Origin of the sequence: Agrobacterium fabrum str. C58 (assembly GCF_000092025.1) — a bacterium.
Taxonomy (GTDB): Bacteria; Pseudomonadota; Alphaproteobacteria; order Rhizobiales; family Rhizobiaceae; genus Agrobacterium; species Agrobacterium fabrum.
Genome location: NC_003064.2, coordinates 474,862 through 498,496, shown reverse-complemented (window position 1 = coordinate 498,496; position 23,635 = coordinate 474,862). Strand labels below are relative to the sequence as shown.

At 55.9% G+C, this 23,635-nt stretch carries 23 protein-coding genes and 1 pseudogene; 10 read left to right on the top strand and 14 right to left on the bottom strand.

Features of this window, described 5'->3' with window-relative positions:
* Positions 1-182 precede the first annotated feature (182 nt).
* The 3 genes from ATU_RS26300 to ATU_RS26290 are packed head-to-tail and all read right to left on the bottom strand — an operon-like array spanning position 183 to position 2,662.
* Positions 183-1,541 (bottom strand): sensor histidine kinase, encoded by a 1,359-nt coding sequence (locus ATU_RS26300; protein ID WP_010974728.1) that lies wholly within the window; start codon positions 1,539-1,541, stop codon positions 183-185.
* Positions 1,538-2,203 carry a response regulator transcription factor gene (locus tag ATU_RS26295; RefSeq protein ID WP_006313598.1) on the bottom strand — a complete coding sequence of 222 codons (666 nt, stop codon included), beginning with the start codon at positions 2,201-2,203 and terminating at the stop codon, positions 1,538-1,540. The genes ATU_RS26300 and ATU_RS26295 overlap by 4 nt, the downstream gene beginning before the upstream one ends.
* Positions 2,204-2,206: 3 nt before the next feature.
* Positions 2,207-2,662, bottom strand: coding sequence for a PepSY domain-containing protein (locus tag ATU_RS26290; RefSeq protein ID WP_162180346.1), 456 nt, complete (start codon positions 2,660-2,662; stop codon positions 2,207-2,209).
* A gap of 323 nt (positions 2,663-2,985) precedes the next feature.
* Between ATU_RS26290 and ATU_RS26285 the strand changes: the two genes are divergently transcribed.
* The 3 genes from ATU_RS26285 (at position 2,986) to ATU_RS26275 (ending at position 6,085) form a co-directional block, all read left to right on the top strand.
* Complete coding sequence (locus tag ATU_RS26285; RefSeq protein ID WP_010974726.1) at positions 2,986-4,443, top strand: hypothetical protein; 1,458 nt, start codon at positions 2,986-2,988, stop codon at positions 4,441-4,443.
* A gap of 109 nt (positions 4,444-4,552) precedes the next feature.
* Positions 4,553-5,308: a BPL-N domain-containing protein gene (locus ATU_RS26280; protein ID WP_010974725.1), complete on the top strand. Its 756-nt coding sequence runs from the start codon at positions 4,553-4,555 to the stop codon at positions 5,306-5,308.
* Positions 5,309-5,419: 111 nt separating this feature from the next.
* The gene (locus ATU_RS26275; RefSeq protein ID WP_035258206.1) at positions 5,420-6,085 is read left to right on the top strand and encodes a nucleotidyltransferase family protein; all 666 of its coding nucleotides are present in this window, start codon (positions 5,420-5,422) and stop codon (positions 6,083-6,085) included.
* A 343-nt stretch (positions 6,086-6,428) separates the two neighbouring features.
* On the opposite strand, the gene ATU_RS26270 is transcribed toward ATU_RS26275, so the two are convergent.
* The 4 genes from ATU_RS26270 to ATU_RS26255 all read right to left on the bottom strand — a co-directional run bounded on the left by ATU_RS26270 (position 6,429) and on the right by ATU_RS26255 (position 11,365).
* Positions 6,429-8,732, bottom strand: coding sequence for a xanthine dehydrogenase family protein molybdopterin-binding subunit (locus tag ATU_RS26270; protein ID WP_010974723.1), 2,304 nt, complete (start codon positions 8,730-8,732; stop codon positions 6,429-6,431).
* Positions 8,729-9,718 (bottom strand): FAD binding domain-containing protein, encoded by a 990-nt coding sequence (locus ATU_RS26265; protein WP_010974722.1) that lies wholly within the window; start codon positions 9,716-9,718, stop codon positions 8,729-8,731. Before ATU_RS26265 ends, ATU_RS26270 begins: the two co-directional genes overlap by 4 nt.
* The gene (locus tag ATU_RS26260; RefSeq protein ID WP_010974721.1) at positions 9,715-10,248 is read right to left on the bottom strand and encodes a 2Fe-2S iron-sulfur cluster-binding protein; all 534 of its coding nucleotides are present in this window, start codon (positions 10,246-10,248) and stop codon (positions 9,715-9,717) included. Before ATU_RS26260 ends, ATU_RS26265 begins: the two co-directional genes overlap by 4 nt.
* A 127-nt stretch (positions 10,249-10,375) precedes the next feature.
* Positions 10,376-11,365 carry an XdhC family protein gene (locus ATU_RS26255; RefSeq protein WP_010974720.1) on the bottom strand — a complete coding sequence of 330 codons (990 nt, stop codon included), beginning with the start codon at positions 11,363-11,365 and terminating at the stop codon, positions 10,376-10,378.
* 222 nt (positions 11,366-11,587) lie between these two features.
* Here ATU_RS26255 and ATU_RS26250 point away from each other — a divergent pair, with 222 nt between their 5' ends.
* Positions 11,588-12,172 (top strand): TetR/AcrR family transcriptional regulator, encoded by a 585-nt coding sequence (locus ATU_RS26250; RefSeq protein ID WP_035258233.1) that lies wholly within the window; start codon positions 11,588-11,590, stop codon positions 12,170-12,172.
* 237 nt (positions 12,173-12,409) lie between these two features.
* Here ATU_RS26250 and ATU_RS26245 read toward each other — a convergent pair whose 3' ends face one another.
* Both ATU_RS26245 and ATU_RS26240 read right to left on the bottom strand, forming a co-directional pair.
* A complete protein-coding gene (locus ATU_RS26245; RefSeq protein WP_010974718.1) occupies positions 12,410-13,270 on the bottom strand; it encodes an alpha/beta hydrolase in 861 nt (286 codons plus the stop codon).
* Between the two features lie 702 nt (positions 13,271-13,972).
* Positions 13,973-14,467 carry a YciE/YciF ferroxidase family protein gene (locus ATU_RS26240; protein ID WP_010974717.1) on the bottom strand — a complete coding sequence of 165 codons (495 nt, stop codon included), beginning with the start codon at positions 14,465-14,467 and terminating at the stop codon, positions 13,973-13,975.
* A gap of 531 nt (positions 14,468-14,998) precedes the next feature.
* On the opposite strand from ATU_RS26240, the gene ATU_RS26235 reads away from it, so the two are divergent.
* The 5 genes and pseudogenes from ATU_RS26235 (at position 14,999) to ATU_RS26215 (ending at position 19,073) form a co-directional block, all read left to right on the top strand.
* Complete coding sequence (locus ATU_RS26235) at positions 14,999-15,316, top strand: hypothetical protein (RefSeq protein WP_006313610.1); 318 nt, start codon at positions 14,999-15,001, stop codon at positions 15,314-15,316.
* A 24-nt stretch (positions 15,317-15,340) separates the two neighbouring features.
* A complete protein-coding gene (locus tag ATU_RS26230; protein ID WP_006313611.1) occupies positions 15,341-15,943 on the top strand; it encodes a general stress protein in 603 nt (200 codons plus the stop codon).
* A gap of 76 nt (positions 15,944-16,019) precedes the next feature.
* A complete protein-coding gene (gene katE, locus ATU_RS26225; RefSeq protein WP_010974716.1) occupies positions 16,020-18,161 on the top strand; it encodes a catalase in 2,142 nt (713 codons plus the stop codon).
* A 40-nt stretch (positions 18,162-18,201) separates the two neighbouring features.
* A pseudogene (locus ATU_RS26220) lies at positions 18,202-18,303 on the top strand (DUF892 family protein); the annotation flags it as partial.
* Positions 18,304-18,530: 227 nt separating this feature from the next.
* Positions 18,531-19,073 (top strand): sigma-70 family RNA polymerase sigma factor, encoded by a 543-nt coding sequence (locus ATU_RS26215; RefSeq protein WP_010974715.1) that lies wholly within the window; start codon positions 18,531-18,533, stop codon positions 19,071-19,073.
* A gap of 124 nt (positions 19,074-19,197) precedes the next feature.
* On the opposite strand, the gene ATU_RS26210 is transcribed toward ATU_RS26215, so the two are convergent.
* The 4 genes from ATU_RS26210 to ATU_RS26195 all read right to left on the bottom strand — a co-directional run bounded on the left by ATU_RS26210 (position 19,198) and on the right by ATU_RS26195 (position 21,407).
* Positions 19,198-19,425, bottom strand: a complete 228-nt coding sequence (locus ATU_RS26210; RefSeq protein WP_006313615.1) for a hypothetical protein — start codon at positions 19,423-19,425, stop codon at positions 19,198-19,200.
* 141 nt (positions 19,426-19,566) lie between these two features.
* On the bottom strand, positions 19,567-20,331 hold the full coding sequence (locus ATU_RS26205) for a Crp/Fnr family transcriptional regulator (protein ID WP_010974714.1): 765 nt from the start codon (positions 20,329-20,331) through the stop codon (positions 19,567-19,569).
* A 13-nt stretch (positions 20,332-20,344) separates the two neighbouring features.
* Positions 20,345-20,704, bottom strand: coding sequence for a hypothetical protein (locus ATU_RS26200; protein WP_035258201.1), 360 nt, complete (start codon positions 20,702-20,704; stop codon positions 20,345-20,347).
* 400 nt (positions 20,705-21,104) lie between these two features.
* Complete coding sequence (locus tag ATU_RS26195) at positions 21,105-21,407, bottom strand: hypothetical protein (protein ID WP_010974711.1); 303 nt, start codon at positions 21,405-21,407, stop codon at positions 21,105-21,107.
* Positions 21,408-21,823: 416 nt separating this feature from the next.
* Between ATU_RS26195 and ATU_RS26190 the strand changes: the two genes are divergently transcribed.
* Positions 21,824-22,570 (top strand): Crp/Fnr family transcriptional regulator, encoded by a 747-nt coding sequence (locus tag ATU_RS26190; protein ID WP_010974710.1) that lies wholly within the window; start codon positions 21,824-21,826, stop codon positions 22,568-22,570.
* Positions 22,571-22,643: 73 nt separating this feature from the next.
* On the opposite strand, the gene ATU_RS26185 is transcribed toward ATU_RS26190, so the two are convergent.
* Positions 22,644-23,573 carry a GntR family transcriptional regulator gene (locus tag ATU_RS26185; protein ID WP_169539105.1) on the bottom strand — a complete coding sequence of 310 codons (930 nt, stop codon included), beginning with the start codon at positions 23,571-23,573 and terminating at the stop codon, positions 22,644-22,646.
* Positions 23,574-23,635 lie beyond the last annotated feature (62 nt).

The following is a 23,635-nucleotide window of genomic DNA, read 5'->3' as shown; positions in this document are numbered from 1 at the left end:
GCAGGTCGCCCCGCGATGAGTGAGGCGCGGATGACCTTACAAACTCTTCCTTCGCTCCCGCAAAGGCCTGGCCTTCGTCTGTATTTCGGTCCAGTGCGCGACAAGCGTTTGATCTCTTCTATTATCTTGCCGCTTTTTTTCAATGACAACCGGCGTTGATGATTTTGCTTGAAGGGTGGCGATCAGACGGGAAGGGGAAGCCTGACGATCACAAGAGTGCCCATGCCTTGCCCGCTTTCAAAGGTAATCGAGCCGTGGTTTATCGCGAGAATTTCCCTTGCAATCGCCAACCCCAGTCCAGAACCACCAACGCTTTCATCGAAGCGCTGGCCGCGTTTCCCTATGAGCTCCAACTGGGATTGCCCGATGCCAGGTCCGTCATCGTGGACGCGCAACTCCGCAACATAATCTTGCATCGATGCTGACACATGCACTTTCGAAGTCGCCCACTTCGCCGCATTTTCCAGCAATATACCGACCAGTTCAACGAGGTCGTTTTCATCGAGATCAACGTCGATGTTCTGCGTCATCTCGATTTGCCAGTGCAGTTGCTCGCCTTCTTTGGTCTTTTTGAGAACGGCGACGGCACGATTGACGATCGATCCGAGAGGAGCCCGCAAGCTGTGTAGCCTTGCTCTTTGTCTGAGTTTCGACAACTTCAATTGATAGTCTATCCGGCTGTTCATTTCGTCTGAGAGATCGAACAAGACAGACGCAGCGGATGTCTCGCCACGATTTTCGAGCTCGTAGGCAATCGTTGCAAGAACGGACAAGGGCGTTTTCAACCCGTGAGCAAGATCGGAGGCGCGCGCCCGTGCAAATTCAATCGATGTTTCCTGCAGTTTCAACAGTTCGTTGACTTCGGCAACAAGCGGATACACCTCTGTCGGATATTCGCTCCCTAAAGAGGAAGCGGCACCTTTGCGGATAGTCTCGACTTCGCTCTTCAACTGTCGGAACGGCAGAAGGCCAAAACGGACCTGAAAGAGGGCGGCAAAGACAAGCGATGCGCCCAGCACGGTCAATGCCGCGGCCATTTCCCACGCGAATTTACGAATAGTTTCGTCCAGAATTGAACGGTCTTGTGCAACGACGATCTGATAGTGGCGTTCAAGATTTCGGGCCTTGAACGTCGTCGTTAACGACAGCGCTAACAGGGATTGGCCTGCTGGACCCTGAACACTTGCGAAGTGCTCGCCGTCCGTATTCTTTGCTCCGGTCTGGAGATTTTTATCCCACAGAGAGCGTGAGCGCAGTGCTTGTTGATTGTCCACGTCAGTGATCTGCCAATAAACGCCGCTGAATGGGGTCTCATACCTCGGGTCTGGCAACTGACGTGTCAGGCGGGGCCGATCTTGTTGTGCGTCAAGATCGATGATGGCAATGAGACGTGAGAGCGTCGCGGTAAGATCGGAGCGAACCCCCTTTTCGACGTTTTCGATGAACATGTAGGATATTGCTGATCCTGCGAGTATGAGCGCGAAAAAAATCCATACCGCGCCTGCTACTATCATGCGGGATTTCAGTGATTTTGATTTCATGCGGCATGGCCACCCAGGAGATATCCCAACCCCCTTCGCGTAATGATGATATCGGCACCCAGTCGGCGACGAAGCCGACCAACCAGCACCTCGACAGCGTTGGACAGACGATCGTCATCCTGGGCATAAAGATGTTCGGTAATTTCCAACTGGGAGACGACCTTACCCGGCCTGTGCGCCATGAAGGCCAGAAGGCGATACTCCTGCGGAGAGAGCGCAACGGGCAATCCTCCCATGGAGACCTGTTTCAGACGTGTGTCCAAGGTGTATTGACCTATTGTAATAATCGGCGAAGAAAACCCGGCAGCGCGCCTCACCAGCGCCCGAACACGCGCTACAACTTCCTCCATCCTGAACGGCTTCACGACGTAGTCATCCGCACCGGATTCGATACCTTCGACCCGTTCACTCCAGTCTCCACGGGCTGTGAGGATGAGAACTGGAGTAGCGCGCCCGTCGCGGCGCCACCGCTTGAGAATGGTCAATCCATCCAGGCCAGGAAGGCCGAGATCCAGAATAACGGCATCGAATGCCTCCGTTTCTCCCCTAAACCAGGCGTCCTCACCGTTTGCCGATAGCTCTGTCACGAAACCGGCCGCCGCGAGTGCGACGGAAAGGGACTGAGCTATACGTTTGTCATCTTCAGCGACAAGAACGCGCATAGGTCATTTCACTCCAATGAGGCGGCCATCATGCGCGTCGAATGAGTATCGCCGCAACCGGTCGTCGTTTTCCAGGACTTTGAGTTCGTACCGGAGACCGTCATGGCGCGGTTTAAGCTCAGCGTCCAAAATGCGACCGTCCGTGAGTGCCTGGGTTTTCGCAGTAATGCTGTCGAGTGAAAGGATATGTTCTCCCTGGAGACTGTTTAGCCCCCCGCGATCCTGCTGTTCATCATCCTCGATGTCGTTTGAAAAACCTCGCATCGAACCCGCGGCGTCACTGCCATTATAGACGCCCTCGGCAACGCCGTCGTCGCTTTCGGTCTGCGAGGACGTTTCGCTTTCGGCGCCTCCGTCGGTGTCATCTTCGGCATAGGCACGGGCGTGAAATGCAGCTGAAAGCATCAACGCCAGAACGACGGAGTATCGGACGTATCGCTTTGGGCTCAAGGGTTTCACATTGACCTCCCTGGTCACAGAACCTTTAGACGAATGAAGATGACAATTCGCTGACAACAGCTTCAAGGGGCTGTCAGGTCCAGTCGAATATATCACTGCCCGACGGATTTTTGCTCCGTTGGGTTCAGTGAGGTTCACAGATGTTCATCCGCCTGCTTCCAGCCGCCGTATTTGTCGCCGTCTTCTGGATGGTTGCTCTCACGATCCTGGCCACACGAAACGCGCCGGGATGGTCCGTAGACGGGCCCTTAAAGTGCCGCGACCGGACATACACGGATTGCGCCCTCCTGCGCTGAGACACAATTGAAACAGGAGATCTGAAAATGCCTAGAAGCAAACTGAAACTTGTGTCGCTCACCCCGCTGTTCGCCGCGCTCGCGGCCAGCCCTCTGGTCCAGCAAACCGTCGCGGCGACCGCGATCGTATCGCTGTCGATGGGGCAGGCGGTTGCCGGCTCACCTGTCCGCATGAATGCGCCAGCCCTTCTTGGTGACATGCGCAGGTCGCTGGCGGAAATTGCTTTCTCGTTCAGTGAAGCGAAGGGGGACAGCAAGCGTCGCAGCGGGGTGGCAGTGCTCGCTGCTCTGACAGAGGCAACCCAGGCCGTCCAGAGTCTGGAAACCGCAATTGCAGCCCATGACGCGTCGCGCATCTCGCGGGCGACCAAGGCGCTGTCCCACGCGGTCGGTAATCTGCAGACCCGCTATTCACTGTCATCCGCCAAATGCGATGCTGTAACGCGCGCGCTCCAGCGGTTCAACGCAGCCTGGGCAGAATATTCGAGCCGTTTCGTTCTCGCAAAACATAAGGCGTCTGCGGCAAATGCAACGGCGTCGGATGTGCAGGCGCTCAGAAGGAAAGTTGCCGACTTGTCGTATAGAATGCAGCAGCTGGAGGACGATGTCGCCGACAATGCAGCTCTTCGCGGTGAAGTGATCAGGATGCGGCGTGAAATTGCGATAACGCAGAGCACCCCTGCAAACGCATACGACTATCAACGCCTTTCATTTACGCTGACCGTCCTGTCTGGATCCTTCGCAGCTCTTTCACTCACCACGAGGGAGTACTACCCAAGCTACTATGTGAGTGTCGCCCCTTTTGAGAGCTACCGGTCGATCGACACCTACTGGGACGGATATTATGACGGGTACTATCAAGGTGTCGCCGACAGCTATTACAGCGAACCGATGGTCATCTCGAGCCCGGTCATGACCGAAAGCCGAACTGAGACCTACCAGAACGTCACTTATGAAACGATATACAGCGTCACGAACGAGACGACGAACATTTACCAGACGATGCCCGAAGAGGATTTGTCGGACGTCGCCGTGGTACCTGTTCCTCAAGGCGTGAACTTCAGCGTCGAAGACATTTCCGCAAACCAGAAATCGGGCTCACCGGAGGTTGATGAGTTCAGCAACACAGGGCTTCCCGCCTCTGAAGCAGCTTCCGGGACCATGCCGGAGGTGCTGCCTGAGAGCAACTCAACGGATCAGGCTCCCGATGTTCCTGATGATCAGGACGAACCGCCGCCGGCTATTCCGTCACCGCTGGAACATCACTCGAACGATGGGAACGCGGGCACTTTTGATGATACCGCAGGCAGTGTATCGCCGGACCATGACGATAAGCCCTGGGCGCCTGAGGACCGGTTATCGCGCGATCATTCAACACCCGATACTTTGCCGTCTAGTGAAAACTCCGACGAGCCACGCGCGGGTATGCGTGTTCAGGAAGATAAGGCCTCGGAAGAAGAGCCAGTGATGAAGGCCACACCATGAACCGCAGGGAGAAGCGGCGCATTGAACGGCCCTGTCGCCCTGTTCCAGTTTTATGCCCGCTGGTGCCTCATAATAGATCCCACAAGCGCGAAATGAGCGAGACGAAAGCATGATCATCAAAACCATTGCCGCCACACTGACGGTAATTGCTACGACAACCTGGTGTGCAACTTCTTCCAACGCGAGGGAAGGCATCGTTCGAGTTGCGGTTTACCGCGGGCCAGCCAGCTGCGAGGATTGTTCCGAAACCATGCGCAAATCGATAATGGCGCTCGGACCGGAATACAGTGTCGATTACGTCGGCGCGGAAGAGAAGATCGATATTAGTGATGAGACTCTTTCAAAATTTGACATCTACGTTCAGCCAGGCGGAGGCCAGGATATTCCCGCCGCATTTGAAAGCCTTGGTGAGCAACGGGTGGAGGCGATCCGGAGATTTGTCGAGGCAGGAGGCGGCTTTTTCGGCTCGTGCATGGGCGCCTACCTCGCGAGCGGATCGGGGATAGGCCTCATCGATGATGAGCTTGAATCTGAGGTCGGCCGTCCCGGCTTTCCTGTAAGCTCCATCATCAGCACGGCAGTGTCGACGAGTTGGAACGGGGAAAAGCAGACGGTCTTCTTTCAGGATGGTCCGTACATGTCAGAGCCGAAAGATATACGCGGGTTCAAGAAGATTGCCACCTATCAGAACGGCGATATTGCCGCGGCTCGTTACCATTTTGGCAATGGAATCGTCGTGCTGACAGGCCCGCATCCGGAGGCAGGTGGATCGTGGTTTCACGAAGCGGGCATACCGATTGACAAAATGCCTGATCACCGTGTGCTCCGTTCCGTTATGGACGAGTTTCGCAGCGAACCGAGGTGATTTTTGTGTGCAACTCTGCCGAAAAATCGCGTGTAGCCCGCAAGCCGCAGATTTACATTCATTGGAGATCATTATGAATGGTTCGTGAGAAACATGAACGTGGGAGGATGGATGATGAAAATTGAGACGCGCCCATCCCCGCAAGATAAAGCGGAGGGGAACCGTCGGCCGGTGACCGTCGCGGCGATCATCCTCGCTGCTGGGAAAGCCAGCCGCATGGGCGACGGCGGGGCTCACAAGTTGCTGGCCGAATTCGATGGTAAGCCGCTTGTGCGCCGTTCAGCAGAAATCGCGCTCACCGCTGACGCAGCATCCGTCATCGTTGTGACTGGTCACAGGCGGAGCGAGATCGAGGCTGCGCTCCTCGGGCTGGGAGTAACCACCACCAATAACCCGGATTATGCGTCTGGCATTGCAAGCTCGCTGATCGCGGGATTTTCAGCCCCGGCAGCGTGTGATGCGGATGGTGTGCTCGTCATGCTCGCCGATATGCCCGGCGTGACGATCGGCGATCTCGACACGCTGATCTCGGCCTTCCGCATGGCCTCCGGGCGGGCAATCGTTCGCGCGGTCTCGCGCGGCAAGCGTGGCAACCCGGTCATCCTTCCGAGATCACTAAACGGTGCCGTCATGCGCCTTGAAGGCGATGTTGGCGCGCGGCAGATCATCGAAACGTCGGGGTTGCGGATCATTGATGTCGAAATCGGGGATTCGGCGCATCTGGACGTTGATACGCCAGAGGCTGTTGTGGCGGCCGGAGGCATTTTAAGAACATAAAGTCCACGGCGCGGGGACGCGGTGCTGCTTTCTACTTTTCTTGTAGGGGCCTAGAGTCGCTGTCCAGCAACGTGGACTGCCCTTCGACCGACTGGACTGCGATAAGGCGGCTGATGTGAGATTCCATCTCGCGTAGTGCGAAAGTTGCGTGACTTGACTGTCTCCATCCATCTCTAACGGATGAAGGTAGGTGAACACCGGCGACCATTAAGGCCGTCGGTGTAGTCTTCGCCCTCAAGTTTGTGGATCAATCAATCACGCCTTCAATTATGATATCGACCCAACAATCGTTTGAACCGCTTTCCGCAGCGAGCGAACCAAAGTTCCCTCGCTGGAAAAGATGTCAGTCCAGTCCACCCGTCAGTTTGTCCAGAGTAATGGGCAAATCGCGGACGCGAACGCCTGTCGCGTTGTAGACCGCGTTGGCGACGGCCGCGCCAACTCCGGTGATGCCGATTTCTCCGATACCGCGTGCACCCATGGGGGCTTGGGGGTCGGGCTTATTGGTGTAGAGGATTTCGATTGCTGGTACGTCCATCTGCACTGGCACATGGTAATCCGCCAGGGAGGCGTTGACGATGCGTCCCGTTCGCTCATCGAAGTTGGTTTCTTCTGTCAGAGCGAGACCGATGCCCATGATGATACCTCCTTTGAACTGACTGGTGGCCATTTTGCTGTTCAGTATCTGCCCGGCATCGAAGGAACCTAGAAAGCGCGAGACGCGCGTCTCACCGGTGCGTGCGCTGACATGCACCTCGCAGAACTGCGCGCCGTAGGAATGCATGGAGAAGGCCTCCATTTCGGCTGGTGCAGGTGCTTCCGCTTCGCAAACGAGTTCTTCTCGGCCGGCCCGGCGGAGAATCGATTGGTAACTTTCAAAAAGGCTGTTGTCGCTTATGTGTGAAAGCCCCCCGTCTCTTGCCTCGACTTCAAGCAGCGAAAGCCCGGCAAGGGGAGAGTCATTTCCGGAAAGCTTGATTAACTCCTCCACCAAGACCTCAGTTGCGGCGATGACCGCGCCGCCGATGGAGGCGGTTTGTGTCGAGCCTCCGGCGATCACACCACGTGGCAGCTTGCTGTCGCCATATTCGAACGTCACATGATCGAGGGGCAAGCCCAGTCGGGCCGCAAGGTGTTGCATCTGGGCAGTGGCCGTTCCCATGCCCATGTCATGGACTGCGGTCGACACAGTGACACGGCCATCCACCGTCAGTTTGATCCGTACGGCACCACCGGGAAACCGATGGTAGGGATAGGTCGCGGTGGCGCATCCCATGCCGATGAGCCATTCGCCTTCACGTTTTTGGCGTGGGGTCTGGCTCCGTTTGCTCCAACCGAACTGCTCTGCGCCCTTCTCGTAGGCTTCAATCAGATAACGTGACGAGAATGGCTTACCTGTCGTCGGATCCTTTTCTGGTTCGATCCGTCGTCGCAGCTCGATGGGATCCAGTCCCAATTTCTCGGCCAGTTCATCCAATGCACACTCAAGCGCGAAGGTCCCGACGGATTCACCGGGAGCGCGCATGAAGGTATTTGCCAGCATGTCCATGTCGGCGACATCCTGACCGATGTGAAACGTCTTGGCGGCATAGAGGTGGCGGGCGGGGAAGGTGAATTGTTCCGGGCAAGAATTATGCAGCGTCATGGCTGCCGTCCCGGTGTGGATCAGCGCATCGAGCGTTCCATCGGCCTTTGCGCCCAGCGCCACGCGCTGTTCGGTTACCGTTCGACCACCGATGATCCTGAAGACTCCTTCGCGCGACAGCATGATCCGCACGGGCCGACCGGCAAGTCTGGCTGCGGCACAGGCCAGGATTTGATGGTCCCAGAAGCATTTCCCACCAAAGCCACCGCCGACATAAGGCGAGGTCACGTGAACCTTGCTGACATCGAGACCGAAAATATCCGCGAGCTGACCTGTCGTAAGGTCGAGCAGCTGGCTGGCATCATGCACGCGAAGCTCATCATCCTTCCAGACAACGGTTGCCGCATGCAGTTCAATGGCATTGTGGTTGTGGCGCGGTGTGCGGTAGACGAGGTCGACCTTGACCTCCGCATTGGCAAGCGCGGTCTCGGCATCGCCGATGTCGATGAAAGGCGGCTGGCCGAGCAGGTTGTCGAGTTGCCTGGGCGATTTCTTCGCATCATCGAAAGATGTGACTGCTGGTAACAGTTCATACTTTGCCGTTACCAGCGATGCTGCGTGATCCGCCTGTTCCTGCGTCTCTGCCAGCACGAGTGCGATAGGCTGCCCATTCCAATGGATTTCGTCGCTTTGCATGACCGGCAGATTGCTGGCCCCCGCTGCTGTCGGAGAGGACATCATCAAGGACGGCGCCTTCATCCGCGGCGCGTTCTTATGGGTCATGACGAGGATAACCCCGGGTGCGGCTTCCGCTGCACTTACATTCAAATCGATGACGCGACCGCGCGCGACAGTACTGAAAGCGAGTGCCGCATAGCTGATATTGTCGTAGGGGAACTCCGCCGCGAAACGCGTCTTGCCCTGAACCTTCATGGGGCCTTCGATGCGGGATATACCTTGCCCAAGCGCCCCATGTTTGCGCAGCAACGGATCGGATGTAACAGCAGGCTGCCAGCGGCCTAGTTTGCCTGCTTCCGGCAATGTCTGGCTATCGGTGCTCATGCGCTTTCTCCCTTCAGTTCCTCAAGAACCGCGACAATGGTCCGTTTTGCCAGCTCGATCTTGAAAGCGTTGTCTTGTAAGCCGATAGCGTCTGCGAGCTCGGCCTCGGCGGCGGCCCGGAAACTCTCGGCATTTGCCTGCTGGCCTTTGAGACGCGATTCAGCTTTCAGCGCACGCCACGGCTTATGGGCAACGCCACCGAGCGCCAACCTCACATCTTTCACGTTGCCAGCGTCATCCACATCCAGCGCAGCAGCAACGGAAACGAGAGCGAAGGCATAACTCGCGCGATCCCTGACCTTCCGATAGGTGGACCGACCTGCGAAAGGCAGCGACGGAATTTCAACGGCCGTTATGAGATCATCCGTATCGAGTTCGGTTTCTATCTCCGGCGTGTGGCCTGGAAGACGGTGAAGATCGCGCAGCGGCAGGCTGCGCGTGCCCGCGGGGCCCTGGAGGTGAACCGACGCGTCCAGAGCGACAAGTGCCACGCACATGTCGGACGGATGTGTCGCGACGCAGCTTTCAGATGCACCGAGGATCGCGTGATAGCGATTGAACCCTTCCAGTGCATCGCAGCCGGAATTGGGCTGACGCTTGTTGCAGCGGGCGGCATTATCATAGAAATATCGACACCGGGTACGCTGGAGGATATTGCCTCCGACTGTCGCAACATTTCGAATTTGCGCGCTGGCTCCCGCAAGTATGGCACGGGACAGCAGCGGAAATTGAGCCCGCACCGCATCATGCGCTGCAAGCGCCGTGTTCTTCACACCTGCGCCAACCAGCAGACTACCATCGGTGCGTCGTTCAATGATGCTGGACAGATGCGTGACGTCGACCAATGTTTCCGGTCGTTCTACGGTCTCCCGCATGAGGTCGACAAGATTGGTGCCTCCGGCCAGATATTTCGCGGTCGGCCCCGCCTGTTTGAGCGCGATTGCCGAAGCCGTATCCGAAGGCTGATGATAGGAGAAGATATTCATGCCCGTGCCCTCTCTTCGCTCGGCACCGCCGTCTGCTGGACCAGCGTATCGGAAATGGCCTCAACGATGCCGTTATAGGCCCCGCAGCGACAGAGATTGCCGCTCATGCGTTCGCGGATTTCGGTATCATCGACCGTGATGCTGTTACTCGAAAGATCGGCGGTGACGACGCTGGGGATGTTGCGTTCGATTTCGCCTGCCATGCCGATAGCGGAACAGAGTTGCCCGGGCGTGCAATAGCCGCATTGAAAACCGTCATGCTCGATGAAGGCTTTTTGCAGGGGATGAAGGTTGCCATTTGCTGCAAGGCCTTCGACAGTTGTAATACTGCGGCCCTGATATTGAACCGCGAGGGCCAGACAGGAATTGATACGCTCGCCGTCCACCAGCACGGTGCAGGCGCCGCAAGCCCCCTGATCGCACCCCTTCTTCGTACCCGTAAATCCCAGGTAGTTTCGCATGAGATCGAGCAGCGAGGTACGGATATCCGCTTCGACCTCCACTGCCGTGCCGTTAATTGTAAATTGCATTGGACATCTCCCTCATCGGAAAGTGCGCGCCAGACACCTGCGAGCGGCACTTGTGGAACTTCTGGTGATGGTTTGCCTGTGGCTATCCGTCGAACCTGTCGATGCAACGGCTATTTCTGTTCTTGATCTAGCTGTGCATCACGCAAGACTGGCGTGATGCCGCAATGTCAGCGACGACCGAAAAGGCCAGAGACTGCGCGTCTCTCGCCCGTCCGAAAAGTCCGATCGGTGCCTTGATGCGAGCGATTGCTTCTTCCGAATGACCAATTTGCCGCAGGCGCTCGACGCGCTTTTCATGCGTGCGGGAACTGCCGAGAGCCCCAATATAAAAGGGCGTCGCAACAAGTGCGGCGCCGAGGATCGGCATTTCCAGATCCAGGTCATGCAGCAGAAGCGCAACGGCTGTATCAGCATCAATCAGGGAGCTATCGAAGCTGTCGCCGGCCGTGTGATCGAAAAAGATGACCTCGTATCCTCCGGCTTTCGCAACATTTACGGCTGTTTCCACCTCGAGTGAGCGCCCCGAAAAAATGACGCGCGGTTTTGGCCGATATGACGTGAGAAAAATATCCCCATCCCAGCCAGTTCGCGCACCTGGGGAACCGAGTGAAAGCTCCTCCAGGCCGGGTGAATAGCAAAGCGTTGCACTCCGGCGCCCATCTACCAGCATGTTGACGGAACAGAGAGGGTCCACGTCTTTCAGAAGATGAATGGCAACTGTAATGCCGCCTCCGCACGGAAGGACGATATCGAAGAAGGGCGAACCTTCACCCAGCAACACGAAACGATCATGGCCGCTTTTCATAGCCTGCAAGGCTTCAGCGGCGACAGCCGCTTCCGTGCATCCACCAGACACGTAGCCGCAATAACGTCCATCTTGGGCGACAGCCATATGGGCACCGAGCGGACGCGACGAGCCGCCACGTATCTCCACCAACGTGCATAGGCCCACCTGAAGCCCAGCCTTTATATTCGCGATGGCGAAGCTCAGGATGTCGCAGGCGGTATCGGTCGAAAAAGCCTTTTGCGGCACCGCCACCGTTGGAATGTCGGCATTGCGAGGCAACCAACGTGGTGCACCGCCGTTATGTCGGATGATATCGGCCGATTGCGTCATAAGCGCCTCCCGTGTGAGGTCAGAATGAGCGGCAGGCCGTTAAGTTCCTTGAGAACCCTTAACTTGCCAGGGCCCGCCAGCGCCATTCTTTGATTTCGGCATGACATTCGCCTCTCATATGATTTAAAGAAACGAAGGGCGCACCGATAAACGGAGGCGCCTCCGTTTAACTTAATGACTTGCGATCATTCGTCAAGCAATTTCTCATGGAGTGCCCTTCACGTGCCCAAGGAGCGAACGCAGCCACCGCTTTCAGAGGCCCCGTTGCGTGCGGACGCCCGGCGAAATCGAGAAAAGTTGATAGAAGTTGCGTCGCTGGCATTTTCAGAGCAGGGCGCGGCCGCCTCACTCGAGGATATTGCCAGACGAGCTGGCGTTGGTATCGGCACGCTGTATAGGCATTTTCCGACACGTGAACATCTGGTCGAAAGCGTGTATCGCCGCGAACTGGAACTGTTGGCAACTGCTGCGCGCGACCTGATCGCGGAGGAGGAGCCAGCAGAGGCCATTGAAGAATGGATGAACCGCTTCGTCAACTACATGGCGGCAAAGCGGGGTATGGCCAATAGCCTGAAACTGCTGTTCACATCCAATTCCACCCTCTTTGCCGAGGGCTCGAAACTACTGCATACCGCATTTGAAGGGCTGCTGGACAACGCCGTCAAGGCTGATGCAGTCAAGGGAGACATCGAGGCTGCAGACGTACTCAACGCACTTTTCGGTATATACTCCATACCCGAGGGCCCCGAATGGCGCGATCGTGCGCACAGGATCGTCCGGCTGGTCATGGATGGGCTACGGCGTTAGCGTCACCCCAACATGCCTTGAACATGCGAAGGTCGACCAAATAATTGATAAAGATATATGATGGTTTACATCGCGCCTCGTCTTCTTTCCTCCCAGCGCTTAATACCGGTGATCAGTCATAAGGGTGCGGCAGGGATTGTTTTACGGGATGGTCGACAAGACCCTGAAAAGCGGTGGCCGTAAGACGAGCCTCAACACGGAACGGCGATCGCGTCCATCATTATGCGCGCATTTATATCAAGCTAAGAAGAATGATTTAAGCTCGCGCGCAACCTCCAGGGGAGCTTCCTCGGCCATGTGGTGCCCAGAATCGATCCCCAGACCAGACACTGGTAATTCCGCCCAAGGTTGCCATATTGCCAACACATCGTTGTAGAGGTCTTCAAGATCATCCCGGAGGGACCATAGGACACGAAGAGGACATTGAAGCTTCCTCCCCGAATTTCGATCTTCACGGTCATGAAGGTGGTCTATGCGGACACCCGCTCTGTAATCACCCAGCATGCCCTGAATAGTCGAGTGGTCTTGGACTGCTAAGCGAAAATCGGCATAGTTCTCCTTTCCCATCAAATCTTCCGTTCCGCCGTACCATCTCAACGGATCAGCGGATATCGCCTGCTCGGGTTTGTCGTGCTGGGCGAAAAAGAACCAGTGCCACCATTGAGTGGCGAACCGAGCATTGCAATGCTCCAGCGCCTCCAGGATCGGAACTCCATCGAGGATCGCGAGCTTGGCTACCCTCGCGGGGTGGTCCATTGCTGTGCGGAATGCCGTGTAACTGCCCCGGTCATGCCCGGCCAATGAGAATTCATTAAAGCCGAAGTGATCCATCAGTGCGACGCAGTCCCGGGCCTTGGCACGCTTGGAGGAAGCTTCATAATCATATGGGTCATCTGGTTTACCCGACTGACCGAAGCCGCGTAGGTCGGGGCAAATCACCGTGAAATGCTCAGCCAGAATTGGAGCTACCTTGTACCAAGTGGTGTGCGTTCTGGGGTGACCATGGAGCAGCAGAAGAGGCGGACCGGAGCCTCCATGGCGCACTCGCAGCTTTGTCTCAGGTAGCTTGACCATCTCCAAACGAAAGTTCTCGAACATGACACTCCTAGGCATACCGAAAGAACGAGCTCTCTGGCGCATTTTTGAGTTTTCTCGATCAAATGCTTCGCGGAGCGCATAGGTAGTCCCGCGCCCAACAAAACCTCCGAAAGAGCTTGCCCTCATCTGACGAATAGGGGCAACGGTGTCATTCGCAACGGGTTCCCGCACGGTCTGGTACACCCACCCGCTTGGGCAGTCGCATTTCATCGGAAACCGCGGCTGGGCGCGAACTGGGCATGGAAAGAATAGGACATTGCAAATATCAAGCGTCGTAGCGCGATGGCATTGCAAACGTCGTTAAGGCCTCATCCAAGGAGGCACTTCTGCCCCGTTGCTCACCATGATGGTAGGCATGGTTCAGTCTCAGATTAAAACCAACAGTAACGACCAGGGCTAACGTCCAGATCGCCCCATATCAAGGTAAGAATTCGATCGATGTCTGGATCAGACGACGCCAGCGCAAGCGCCGACCTACGCGGCAAATCTGACGCTGTACCATCCATTTTCCAGGCATTTCTCCTATTTCGGCCGACGATAAACCAAGGCGGGGATGGCCTGTGCGAGCCGAGTCAAAAAGAAGGCCGTCAGACCCGCGGGGGAGGTGGATAAAGCGTACAGCTATGATGAATCCACGACTAGCCCTTTTAAAAATGGCCTCCCCGATCTGGGGAGACCTGCTAAGAAAAACCACACGTCACCTTATGCAGCCTTCTTGGCGGCAGAGGTTTTATTGACGGTCGTCACTGCGAGATTGGTCAACTTGTTGTTCGTAGCCTTTTCCTGATCGAGAATTTCGCTCAGGAGTTTGTGAGCCTCGTCATGGCCAAGATCCTTTGCCCACTCGCGGAGCGAACCATAGCGAGCGATCTCGTAGTGTTCGATGGCTTGGCACGCTGCCAGAAGGCCGGCATCGAGCGCAGTTCCTTCTGCTTCCTCCATGAGACCTTCGGCTTCCTTGATCAAACCTTCAATGGCATCGCACTTTTCGCCGGAAGCCTTTTTACCAATGGATTTGAAGACCTCATCGAGCTTCTTGATCTGATCCTTTGTCTCTGCAAGGTGATCTTCGGCGGCCTTTTTCAGTTCGGCGCTCTTCGCTGACTTCGCAACCTTGGGGAGTGCCTTCGTAATGGCGTTCTCTGCATAATAGACGTCCCGCAGCGTATGCTCGAAAATGTCTGAAAGTGTTTTCATCGGTTCCTCCGGTCGTTGGTTTCCGCGGAGAAAATGCACAGTTGGAGGCTTGGTTCCCTTGCCTTCGCCATCCGGCCGCCGAAACACGAAACACAATGACACTCCAAGCCCGCTTCCAACTTCATTCTCCAAAGGGTTTCCTCGGTGGTCGGAAATGAGGACGGAGCTCATCACAGCGGAAATTTTTCAGGCTCTGAATAATGTCGGCCTCATAATTACGACAAATCTGGGCTGAATGCCCGAAGGACGATCAATATCCCGACAGCAAGGCCCTGAGAGCACCACTGCGCGACAAGTGACCCGCGCGAGCGTGTCGTATCCAACGCCGTTTTCGCTCTTCCGGCCACGCACCGTCTGACGTACGTCGGCGATCATCGGGCGAACAGCTTCACCAACCAAAATAATTTTTGGGAACTCTCTGCATTTCGGTTTGTTTGAGAGGCGTTCTGCCGGCCCGAGATGGATTTCCTTTCTCGGAAGTCATCTCGCAAATGGGAGCTAGAAATCCATGAAAGCGGAGGAAAAATCCAAATGAAAAAAACTGTTCTCGTTGCGTTGTTCTTCGGCGGCAGTGCGCTGTCGGCTTTCGCCCAACAGGCGCCAGCCGCCAATCCCGGAGGAGACATGCCGGCTATTGCGACACCGGATCTCAAAAATCCGACTGCGCCGGTGGAAGGCGCCAATAGTTTCACCGAGGCACAGGCCAAGGAACGCATTGAGGCGGCCGGTTACACCCAGGTCAAGGACCTGAAAAAAGATGACAAAGGCGTGTGGATGGCATCGGGAACAAAGGGCGGAAAAGCTGTGACCATAGCGCTGGATTACCAGGGCAATGTCGTCGCCAAGTGAGGCATTTTTTGTGGGAGAAATCATATGAGAACCGTGACCGGGCTTTTTGACAATTACGATGACGCAAGTGCTGCTGTCAGCGAACTTGAGAGAGCGGGCGTGCCGTCAAACGATATCAGCATTGTGGGCAATAACGTCGACAGACGACACGGAGAAGATTCAAATGCGGCCGAGGGTGCTGGCACCGGCGCAGGAATTGGCGCAGTCGTTGGTGGTGCAGGCGGTTTGCTAACCGGTCTTGGATTAATGGCGATTCCGGGCCTGGGACCGGTTGTTGCCGCCGGCTGGCTTGCTGCAACGGCCGTGGGTGCAGCCGGCGGAGCCGTTGCCGGCGGTGCAGCCGGCGGGGTGATCGGAGCCATGACACGCTCCGGCGTTTCCGAGGAGGACGCCAACGTCTATGCGGAAGGCATAAGAAGGGGTGGCACGATCGTTACGGCCAGAGTGGAAGAAAATCTTGTGCCGGAGGCAGAGGATATCCTCAAACGGTCAAATTATGTCGACTTGCCGGAACGCCGTGCTGCCTATCGTGACCAGGGCTGGACGCGTTTCGACGAGGCGGCGAGACCATACGCGCCTGAAGATGTCGAACAGGAACGGAATCGGTATCGCCGTTCAACAATTTGATTGATACGCCCGTTATCGTTGACCAAGGACATGAGTTCGCCTCGGCCCTTTGGTCAACTCCATGTAGGGAGCTAACATGGCCAGAAAACCAAATTCCACCTCGTCCATTACCGCCACCATCCATGACCAGCAGCTTATCCGGGGAGCAGGTGGCGAGCTGCACCAGATTGCCACCGGCGACGAACCCGTTTTGACGACCGCTCAAGGGGCTCCAGTTGCAGACGACCAGAATTCGCTTCGGATCGGTCCTCGCGGGCCGCTCGTGGTGGATGACTTCCATTTTCGCGAGAAGATCTTCCATTTCGATCACGAGAGAATTCCCGAGCGCGTCGTCCACGCCCGCGGATATGGCGCGCACGGCTATTTCGAGACTTATGATTCCCTTGCCACCCATACCAAGGCGGATTTGTTTCAACGGGCAGGGGAAAGAACCCCGGCCTTTGTGCGGTTCTCGACTGTTGCCGGCAACAAGGGCTCGGCCGATCTCGCACGGGATGTCCGCGGTTTTGCCGTGAAGCTCTATACCAAGGAGGGCAACTGGGATCTCGTCGGAAACAACATCCCGGTATTTTTCATTCAGGATGCGATCAAGTTTCCGGATCTCGTCCATGCGGCCAAGCAGGAGCCCGATCGCGCCTTTCCACAAGCTCAAACGGCACATGACACCTTCTGGGATTTCATCAGTCTCACGCCCGAAAGCATGAACATGGTGATGTGGATCATGTCCGACCGCACCATTCCGCGTTCCTTCCGCTTCATGGAAGGCTTCGGTGTGCACACCTTCCGCTTCATCAATGCGAAGGAGCAATCAACCTTTGTGAAGTTTCACTGGAAGCCAAAACTTGGGTTGCAGTCGGTGGCGTGGAACGAGGCGGTCAAGATCAATGGTGCCGATCCCGATTTTCACCGGCGTGATCTCTGGACCGCAATCCAGTCGGGAAATTTCCCGGAATGGGAGTTGCAGGTCCAGCTCTTCGATCAGGATTTCGCCGACAGCTTCGATTTCGACGTTCTTGATCCTACCAAGATCATTCCTGAAGAGATATTGGCTCCGAAGCCTGTCGGCCGGCTCGTGCTCGACCGTATGCCGGACAATTTCTTCGCCGAGACGGAACAGGTGGCGTTCATGACACAAAACGTCCCGCCAGGCATCGATTTCAGCAATGACCCACTGCTGCAGGGTAGAAATTTTTCCTATCTCGATACGCAGTTGAAGCGTCTTGGCGGTCCCAACTTCACGCATTTGCCGATCAATGCGCCAAAGTGTCCTTTCGCGCATTTCCAGCAGGACGGTCACATGGCGATGCGAAATCCGACAGGACGGGCCAATTATCAGCCGAATTCATTCGGGGAAGGCCAGCGGGAATCGCCGACGCGTGGTTTCCAGCATTTCGCGGCTGAGGAGCAGGGGGTCAAGGCAAGGTTGCGGCCGGAAAGTTTTGCCGATCACTATAGTCAAGCACGGCAGTTCTACATCAGCCAGACGCCACCCGAACAACGTCATATCGCATCGGCCCTGACTTTCGAACTCAGCAAGGTCGAAACGGTGGAGATTCGAGAGAGGATGGTTTCACATCTTCTTAATATCGACGAAACCCTCGCTACGACGGTGGCGCAGAAGCTCGGCCTTCAGACAATGCCGGAGCCGGCGAATACGGCCATTCCTACCCGTCAGGATCTGGAGCCGTCGCCCGCGCTCAGCATCGTTGAACGGGGTCCCAAACGCTTCGAAGGCCGAAAGCTTGGCATTCTCATCACGGATGGCGTGGACGCAAAACTGCTGAAGGGGCTGACCCAGGCAGTAACAGCCGAAAAAGCCGTCTTCGAGTTCATCGCGCCCAAGGTCGGGGGCGTAACGGCGTCGAACGGCACCCTTATCGAGGCACATCACATGATTGATGGAGGCCCTTCGGTGCTTTTCGATGCGGTTGCTCTGCTGACATCGGAGGCGGCCATCGCTGAGCTGACCGAGGAGGCAACTGCCCGGGATTTCGTTGCAGACGCGTTCCAGCACTGCAAATTCATCGGATACGACCGGTCAGCGTTGCCGTTGCTGGAAATTGCCGGAATTGCCGACGCCATGGATGAAGGCGTGCTGCCCTTGCCCGGCGAGGAAGGGCTTGCGGCCTTCGTGGCAGAACTTGGGAAATTGCGTGTCTGGGCTCGGGAACCCTCGCTGAAACTCGGCAAGGCATCCGTTCCAGTCAACAAGGAATAACGAACACTAATCCCCCAACGCTAACCAACAGGAGACCGAAATGGCTGAGAAGACATTGGAAGATCTTTTCCTCGACACGTTGAAGGATATCTATTTCGCCGAACGTCAGATCTTGAAGGCGCTGCCTGCACTCCCAAGTGCATTGGTCGAGCAAATCCAACGACGCCGGTGTGGGTGAGGTACGGAACGTTCGTTCTACGATAGCGAAGCAAGCCGCCAATTGTGTGCGGTCAACATCCCGGACCGCGTAATCGAGCAGAGGCATCGCAGTCCCGATCAACGCCCGCAGGTGGATGTCGCAATTGTACGTTGGCGTACAGCAACCAAGCCGACACGTAGGCATTTCCCACTTAGTGAAAGGATGGGAAAATGGCCAAGCACGCTGTGAGTGGAGCGCCTGGGAACACGTTGACCGAAGCGCAGCTTGAGGTTTTGCGGAGCGGCATTGCGGATCTGGCACCAGCCCTGACGGCTTTTGCGCGTCGCTTCGTCAGAAACGAAGATGATGTCAACGATCTTGTGCAGGAGACAATGTTGCGGGGATTTCGATCGTTGCAGGGCTTTACCCCCGGCACAGCACTGAAATCGTGGCTCTTCACCATTTTGCGCAATACTTTCTGCACTCGCTACAAGGTGTCCAGACGGGAATGTGTTGGTTTGCCGGTCGGTATAGAGCAATCAATGTCTATTCCTGCGGACCAGGAATGGCGTCTGCAGCACCAAGAAGTGATGCGAGCCATCCTTGAACTCGACAAAGATCAGAAAAAAGCGTTGCTGCTCATAGCCGGAGGAACAAGTTATTCCGATGCCGCGGCCATTTGTGGTTGCCGCGTGGGCACCATCAAAAGTCGTGTCAACAGGGCAAGGGAGTCGCTACGGCAAAAGCTAGATCGAGTGGGAACACCCCATTGACTTGTGCCTGCGAGGCACCCGAAAACTGGGTAGTAAAACCAGAAAAACGGTCGCGCTGTCCCGAAAAAGTAGAAACGCCTTAACGAGAAACCGCCTCTGAGTTGGGCGAGATGGTTGCCTGCCATCAGCCGACACGTAATTTTGTTCGAAAATAGAGAACTGCGAGCCCTTGAAGTTTCGAGGGATCAACAACACCACGATCATACATTTTCAGGACATAACGGGCGACGTCCGTTGCCGATAAAGCGGAATCTGGCTCGGCGGACAGAACAGTTTCGTACGCAGACTTCACGACATTAATGTCTTCGTTCAGAAAAATTCCGGAACGTTGATAATAGTGATGCTCGTGCATTTCACCTCCTTGAAACGCGCTCGGCGCTTCACAGCGTGAAGGATGATGCATTTATATTATAGAGAAAAAAGTAAAGGTAAATGTACGGAAGCGTACCAATGATGAAAGCAGCGAAGGTGCGGTCTATTGACCCTCGCCGTTCTAGGAAGCGGTTAAGTCGCCGAGCGCAACGTCGGACCGGTATTCGCGCAGAAAGTGGGCGAGCATGCGATTATTCTCCTCCTCGGGCAAACCATAGAGATCATGTGCATATATTTCGAGAGTCTCGCGGTTCCTAATCGTGATTCTTCCTCTTTCGGAACGGATAAACCCGTGGCTTTCGAGAACGTGCAGGGCATCTGTCACACTCGCGCGCCTCACCGCCAGCATTGTGGATAAAAAGTCGTGGGTCAGGCGCAAGCAATCTCCGTGTACGCGGTCGTGGCACATCAGAAGCCACCGGGCGAGTCGCTCCGTTACAGACTGCGTAGCATTGGAAGAAGCGGTGCATTCCACCTGTGTTCTTGAGGCGTGTACAGCGCAGACCAGGATGTCCGAAAAAATTCTATGTCGTGCGCGAAGTGCGTCAAACGATCCTCTTTCCACGAAAAGCGCTTCGCCCGGGGCCTGCACTACTATTTCGGTCAGATTTGTTTGTGCGCCAGCCAAGGCTCCCGTTGGCACAAACCCCTCTTTTCCAACGAGTCCCGCTTCGGTCTTACGCCCCGATCTGGAAACCACAACAATGGAGGCTATGCCGGATGATGGAAAAAAAACACGCTCGATAGGTGCACCTGCGGAAATCAGCATATCACCCAAGTTTAACTTGACCGGTCTGCACACGCTCATAACGTCATGTCGAACATCATCGGGCAAAAGAGACAGCAAAATATTTGCTTCATTATGGCCGTCAGGTCGTTTCAGCATAAGATGCCTCGCTTTAGTGCCGAACGCCTCCGCCTTGCGCGGTTAAGGCGGAAACAATATTCGCGATGTCTTCTGAACGTCCGGATAGGACAAAAGGTCCAGGCTCACTGTCGATAACCGTTTCCGGCACGAAAAAAAGATACGGGATGGCTTCTCCGTCAAGTTGCTCGGTCAGGCGCAGCATGACGTCGGCCTCATAGCGAACGTCGATGATCGCGGCGACGAATTTGAGAACATCTTCACGTTCTATGAAGCTGGCGGAGTAAGGTCCCTCAAGGTCGATCTGGGCGTGACACCAGGCTGTCCTGATCTGCGATGTTAAGGTATCGGCCATGCCGATGATTGCGACGGTGAGGCGTTTGACAGTCTCCACGCTTTGCTCCTCGGATACTACGGCATGCGTGTGCCTGTTACCAACCATAACGCTCGATCGATGAGATTCCAGCTTCTGTCACCCAATTTAATCGAAATAAGTACGAGGGACGACTGTATCAGAAAGACTATTGCGCCGCGAAGAGTACCAAGTCGCGCAGGTTGGGCGCCGACGATTGAAGGGCTCGATCTGAAATTCTCGCCCCTTCGCCATAGATTATGGCGGTCGAGGCGGCACGACCGCACGTGGAAAACGGTCAGGATCTGTGAGTTCCTCATATTTCCCTCCTGCCATCGTGGTGGATTCTGTTTTTCTACGGGAACGTATCCCGGACGCGTTTGGACAATGCACCTCCGCCGCCCAACCTAGCCCCTCCCGGCTCTCAGATATGGTCCAGCGATCAACGATGGAACGCTGACTTCTCCGCTTCCGCGTCGCAAGGGATATCCACCTGATAAGACACAGCCACCGTCATCTGGCACGAGATTCGCAACCGGTCGGATGCGACTGCATCAGTTAGGGTCAGATGCGCAATTGCACCCAAGTGCTCCGCTTCTTCCGTCGAAACTACCTCGCTCTCCAACTGCTTTGCGGCCGCAAGAGCAAGGTGTCTGCTGGGGTAAGTGCCCCCTATGACGTCACAGACGACAACGGCCCACCCGTTTTCATGGGCCATGATCTGGTATTCGATGTTCTTTTGCATGGTGTTCGAACCTCCCTGTCCGGTGGTCCCTAACCATGATGGGAACAGCTTGTTCCTTCTGCAGCTCGGCTGGGCTAAGTCGTCTCAGAGGAGTTCTGCGACAAAAGCTATGACGTGCTGACGCTTCCGGACTGGAAGCAGGTGGCAGACGTTGCGGGTTGGCCAAGGCGTTAGGCCCGCTCGTCCGGCCATCAACCAGAATTTCGAGCGGGGCGGGGAGACCCGACGACAGTTCAGTTGTGATGTTGCGTCGAACATGCGCCTGAGTTTGGAATTTTGGCCCGTCTCGTCACTCATAGAATCGAGTTCCCGCGCGTTTGTACGGAAACGTACTCACTGTTTTCATTCGATTTTCCGCTGCTAATATGATTGCAGGTTGATGTTTTCGAGCAGAGGGGCGAACCAGACTAACCGCTATGCTTGAATCAGGTTTTTGCGTTTATAATCGACTATTGCAAATCATCGGCAAAGAAGGGCTCGCGCGGCTTGTATCGCGAATGGAGCCCGTTGATTTGCCCATGGGACATCGGCTCGTCACCTCTGACATGCTTATTTCACATCTCTGTTTTATCGAAAGCGGCTTGGCATCGACCATTGTCCGTGATGACGGTGGCAAGAGCATTGAGACTGTGCTGGTCGGGCGAGAGGGTATCACAGGCTGGCCCGCTCTGCTGGGCGCGGAAACGACGCCGAGTGAAACCATCATGTGTGTGGGCGGTCGGGGCTTCCTGATCACGACTGTTGAAATACGACGGGCAATGGACGAGGACACGCGCTTACGCGAGCTCTTGCTGGGCTATATCAATATCTGCCTGCTTCAGGTCGGGCATCTTGTCCTTGCAAATGGGCAATATGGTCTGCGGGAGAGGCTCGCGCGCTGGCTGCTGATGTGTCATGATCGGCTCGATACGGATAATCTGCCCATTACCCATGAATTTCTCTCGACAGTTCTTGGGGTAAGGCGGCCGGGGATCACCAACGAATTACATGTTCTAGAAGGCATCCATGCTATTCGTGCCAGACGCGGAAACGTCCGGATCATCAATCGCAGCATTTTGGAAGAGGTCGCCACCATAACCTATGGCGCTCCGGAAAAAGAATATGAGAGGCTAATGGCCCGTATGCAGGCGGATGTTGCCACGCCTTCACTCTTTTCTGCCTAGCGCTTCGGCGAAGCGGACGGTTTTAAGCATTTCCTGTTGCCCGTACTTTTTATCGTCTTACGGTTTATTGCTTCTAGTCGGACTTCGGATAGTGGCGTGCGGCTCCCCTTGCAGCACTAAGATGATTTAACATCAGCTTCGATGCCCTTAACCTGTCGCCCTCTAAGATTGCAGCGATTATATCCAGATGCTCGCGGCACCAGTCCCGGACGCGACGACGGTTTGAATATCCGCCAAATTCGAGAAGCCGCCTCAACCTGTTCTGTTGCTGGATGGCTTGCAGAAAGAACATGTTGCCGCTGAATGCCGCGATCATTTCATGAAACTGGGCATCCGTTTCAAATAGCTGGCGGGGGTCGACGCCCGCGATCTCGGGATGGCCTTCAAGATAGAGATGCTCGAGGCGGGAGCGCTCCAAAAGGCCGGCGTCGACCTGGAAACTGCCAAGAAGCAGGCCGGCCGGCTCCAAGGTGCTGCGGTAATCATAACTGTCACGCAACGCCATCTCGGAATCGAGGGTCGGTCGAAAAGTCCAGCCGCGTCCGCGATTGCGCGAAAGCAGGCCGTCATTGACCAGATGGGCGAGCGTCCGCTGCAACAGGGCGCGATCGACCATGTAGCGCCTTGTCATTTCAACCTGGGTGATGCTGTCGCCAAGCGCGCCCGAAAGCCTGTCCTCGACGATGCGCGTGTAGAGATCCTGATCCGCGGTGGCGGGTACCTCCACTTCGGTGCGGTGGAGAGCGCCCTGCTGGGCCTTCAGAAAGAATCCCTGGTTTTTCCTCGCCTCGACAATACCGCGTTCGGCCAGCAGGTTGAGTGCCGCTCTGACTGGTGTGCGCGACACACCCAGCATATCGCCGAGCTGCTGTTCGCGCAGGTGATGCCCGATCTCGAATTTCGCGTCGCGGATAAGGTCGAGAATCTGGTTGGCAAGGCGATGTCGACCCTGCTGCGCATTGGTGGTTATGGCTGGCGTCAGTTTTGTATCTCCATTCGACATCTTGTACAATCGTGAGGCTCTTTCTGGTGAGGCCAAACTAAAAGCTATTCGTGAGAAAAAGT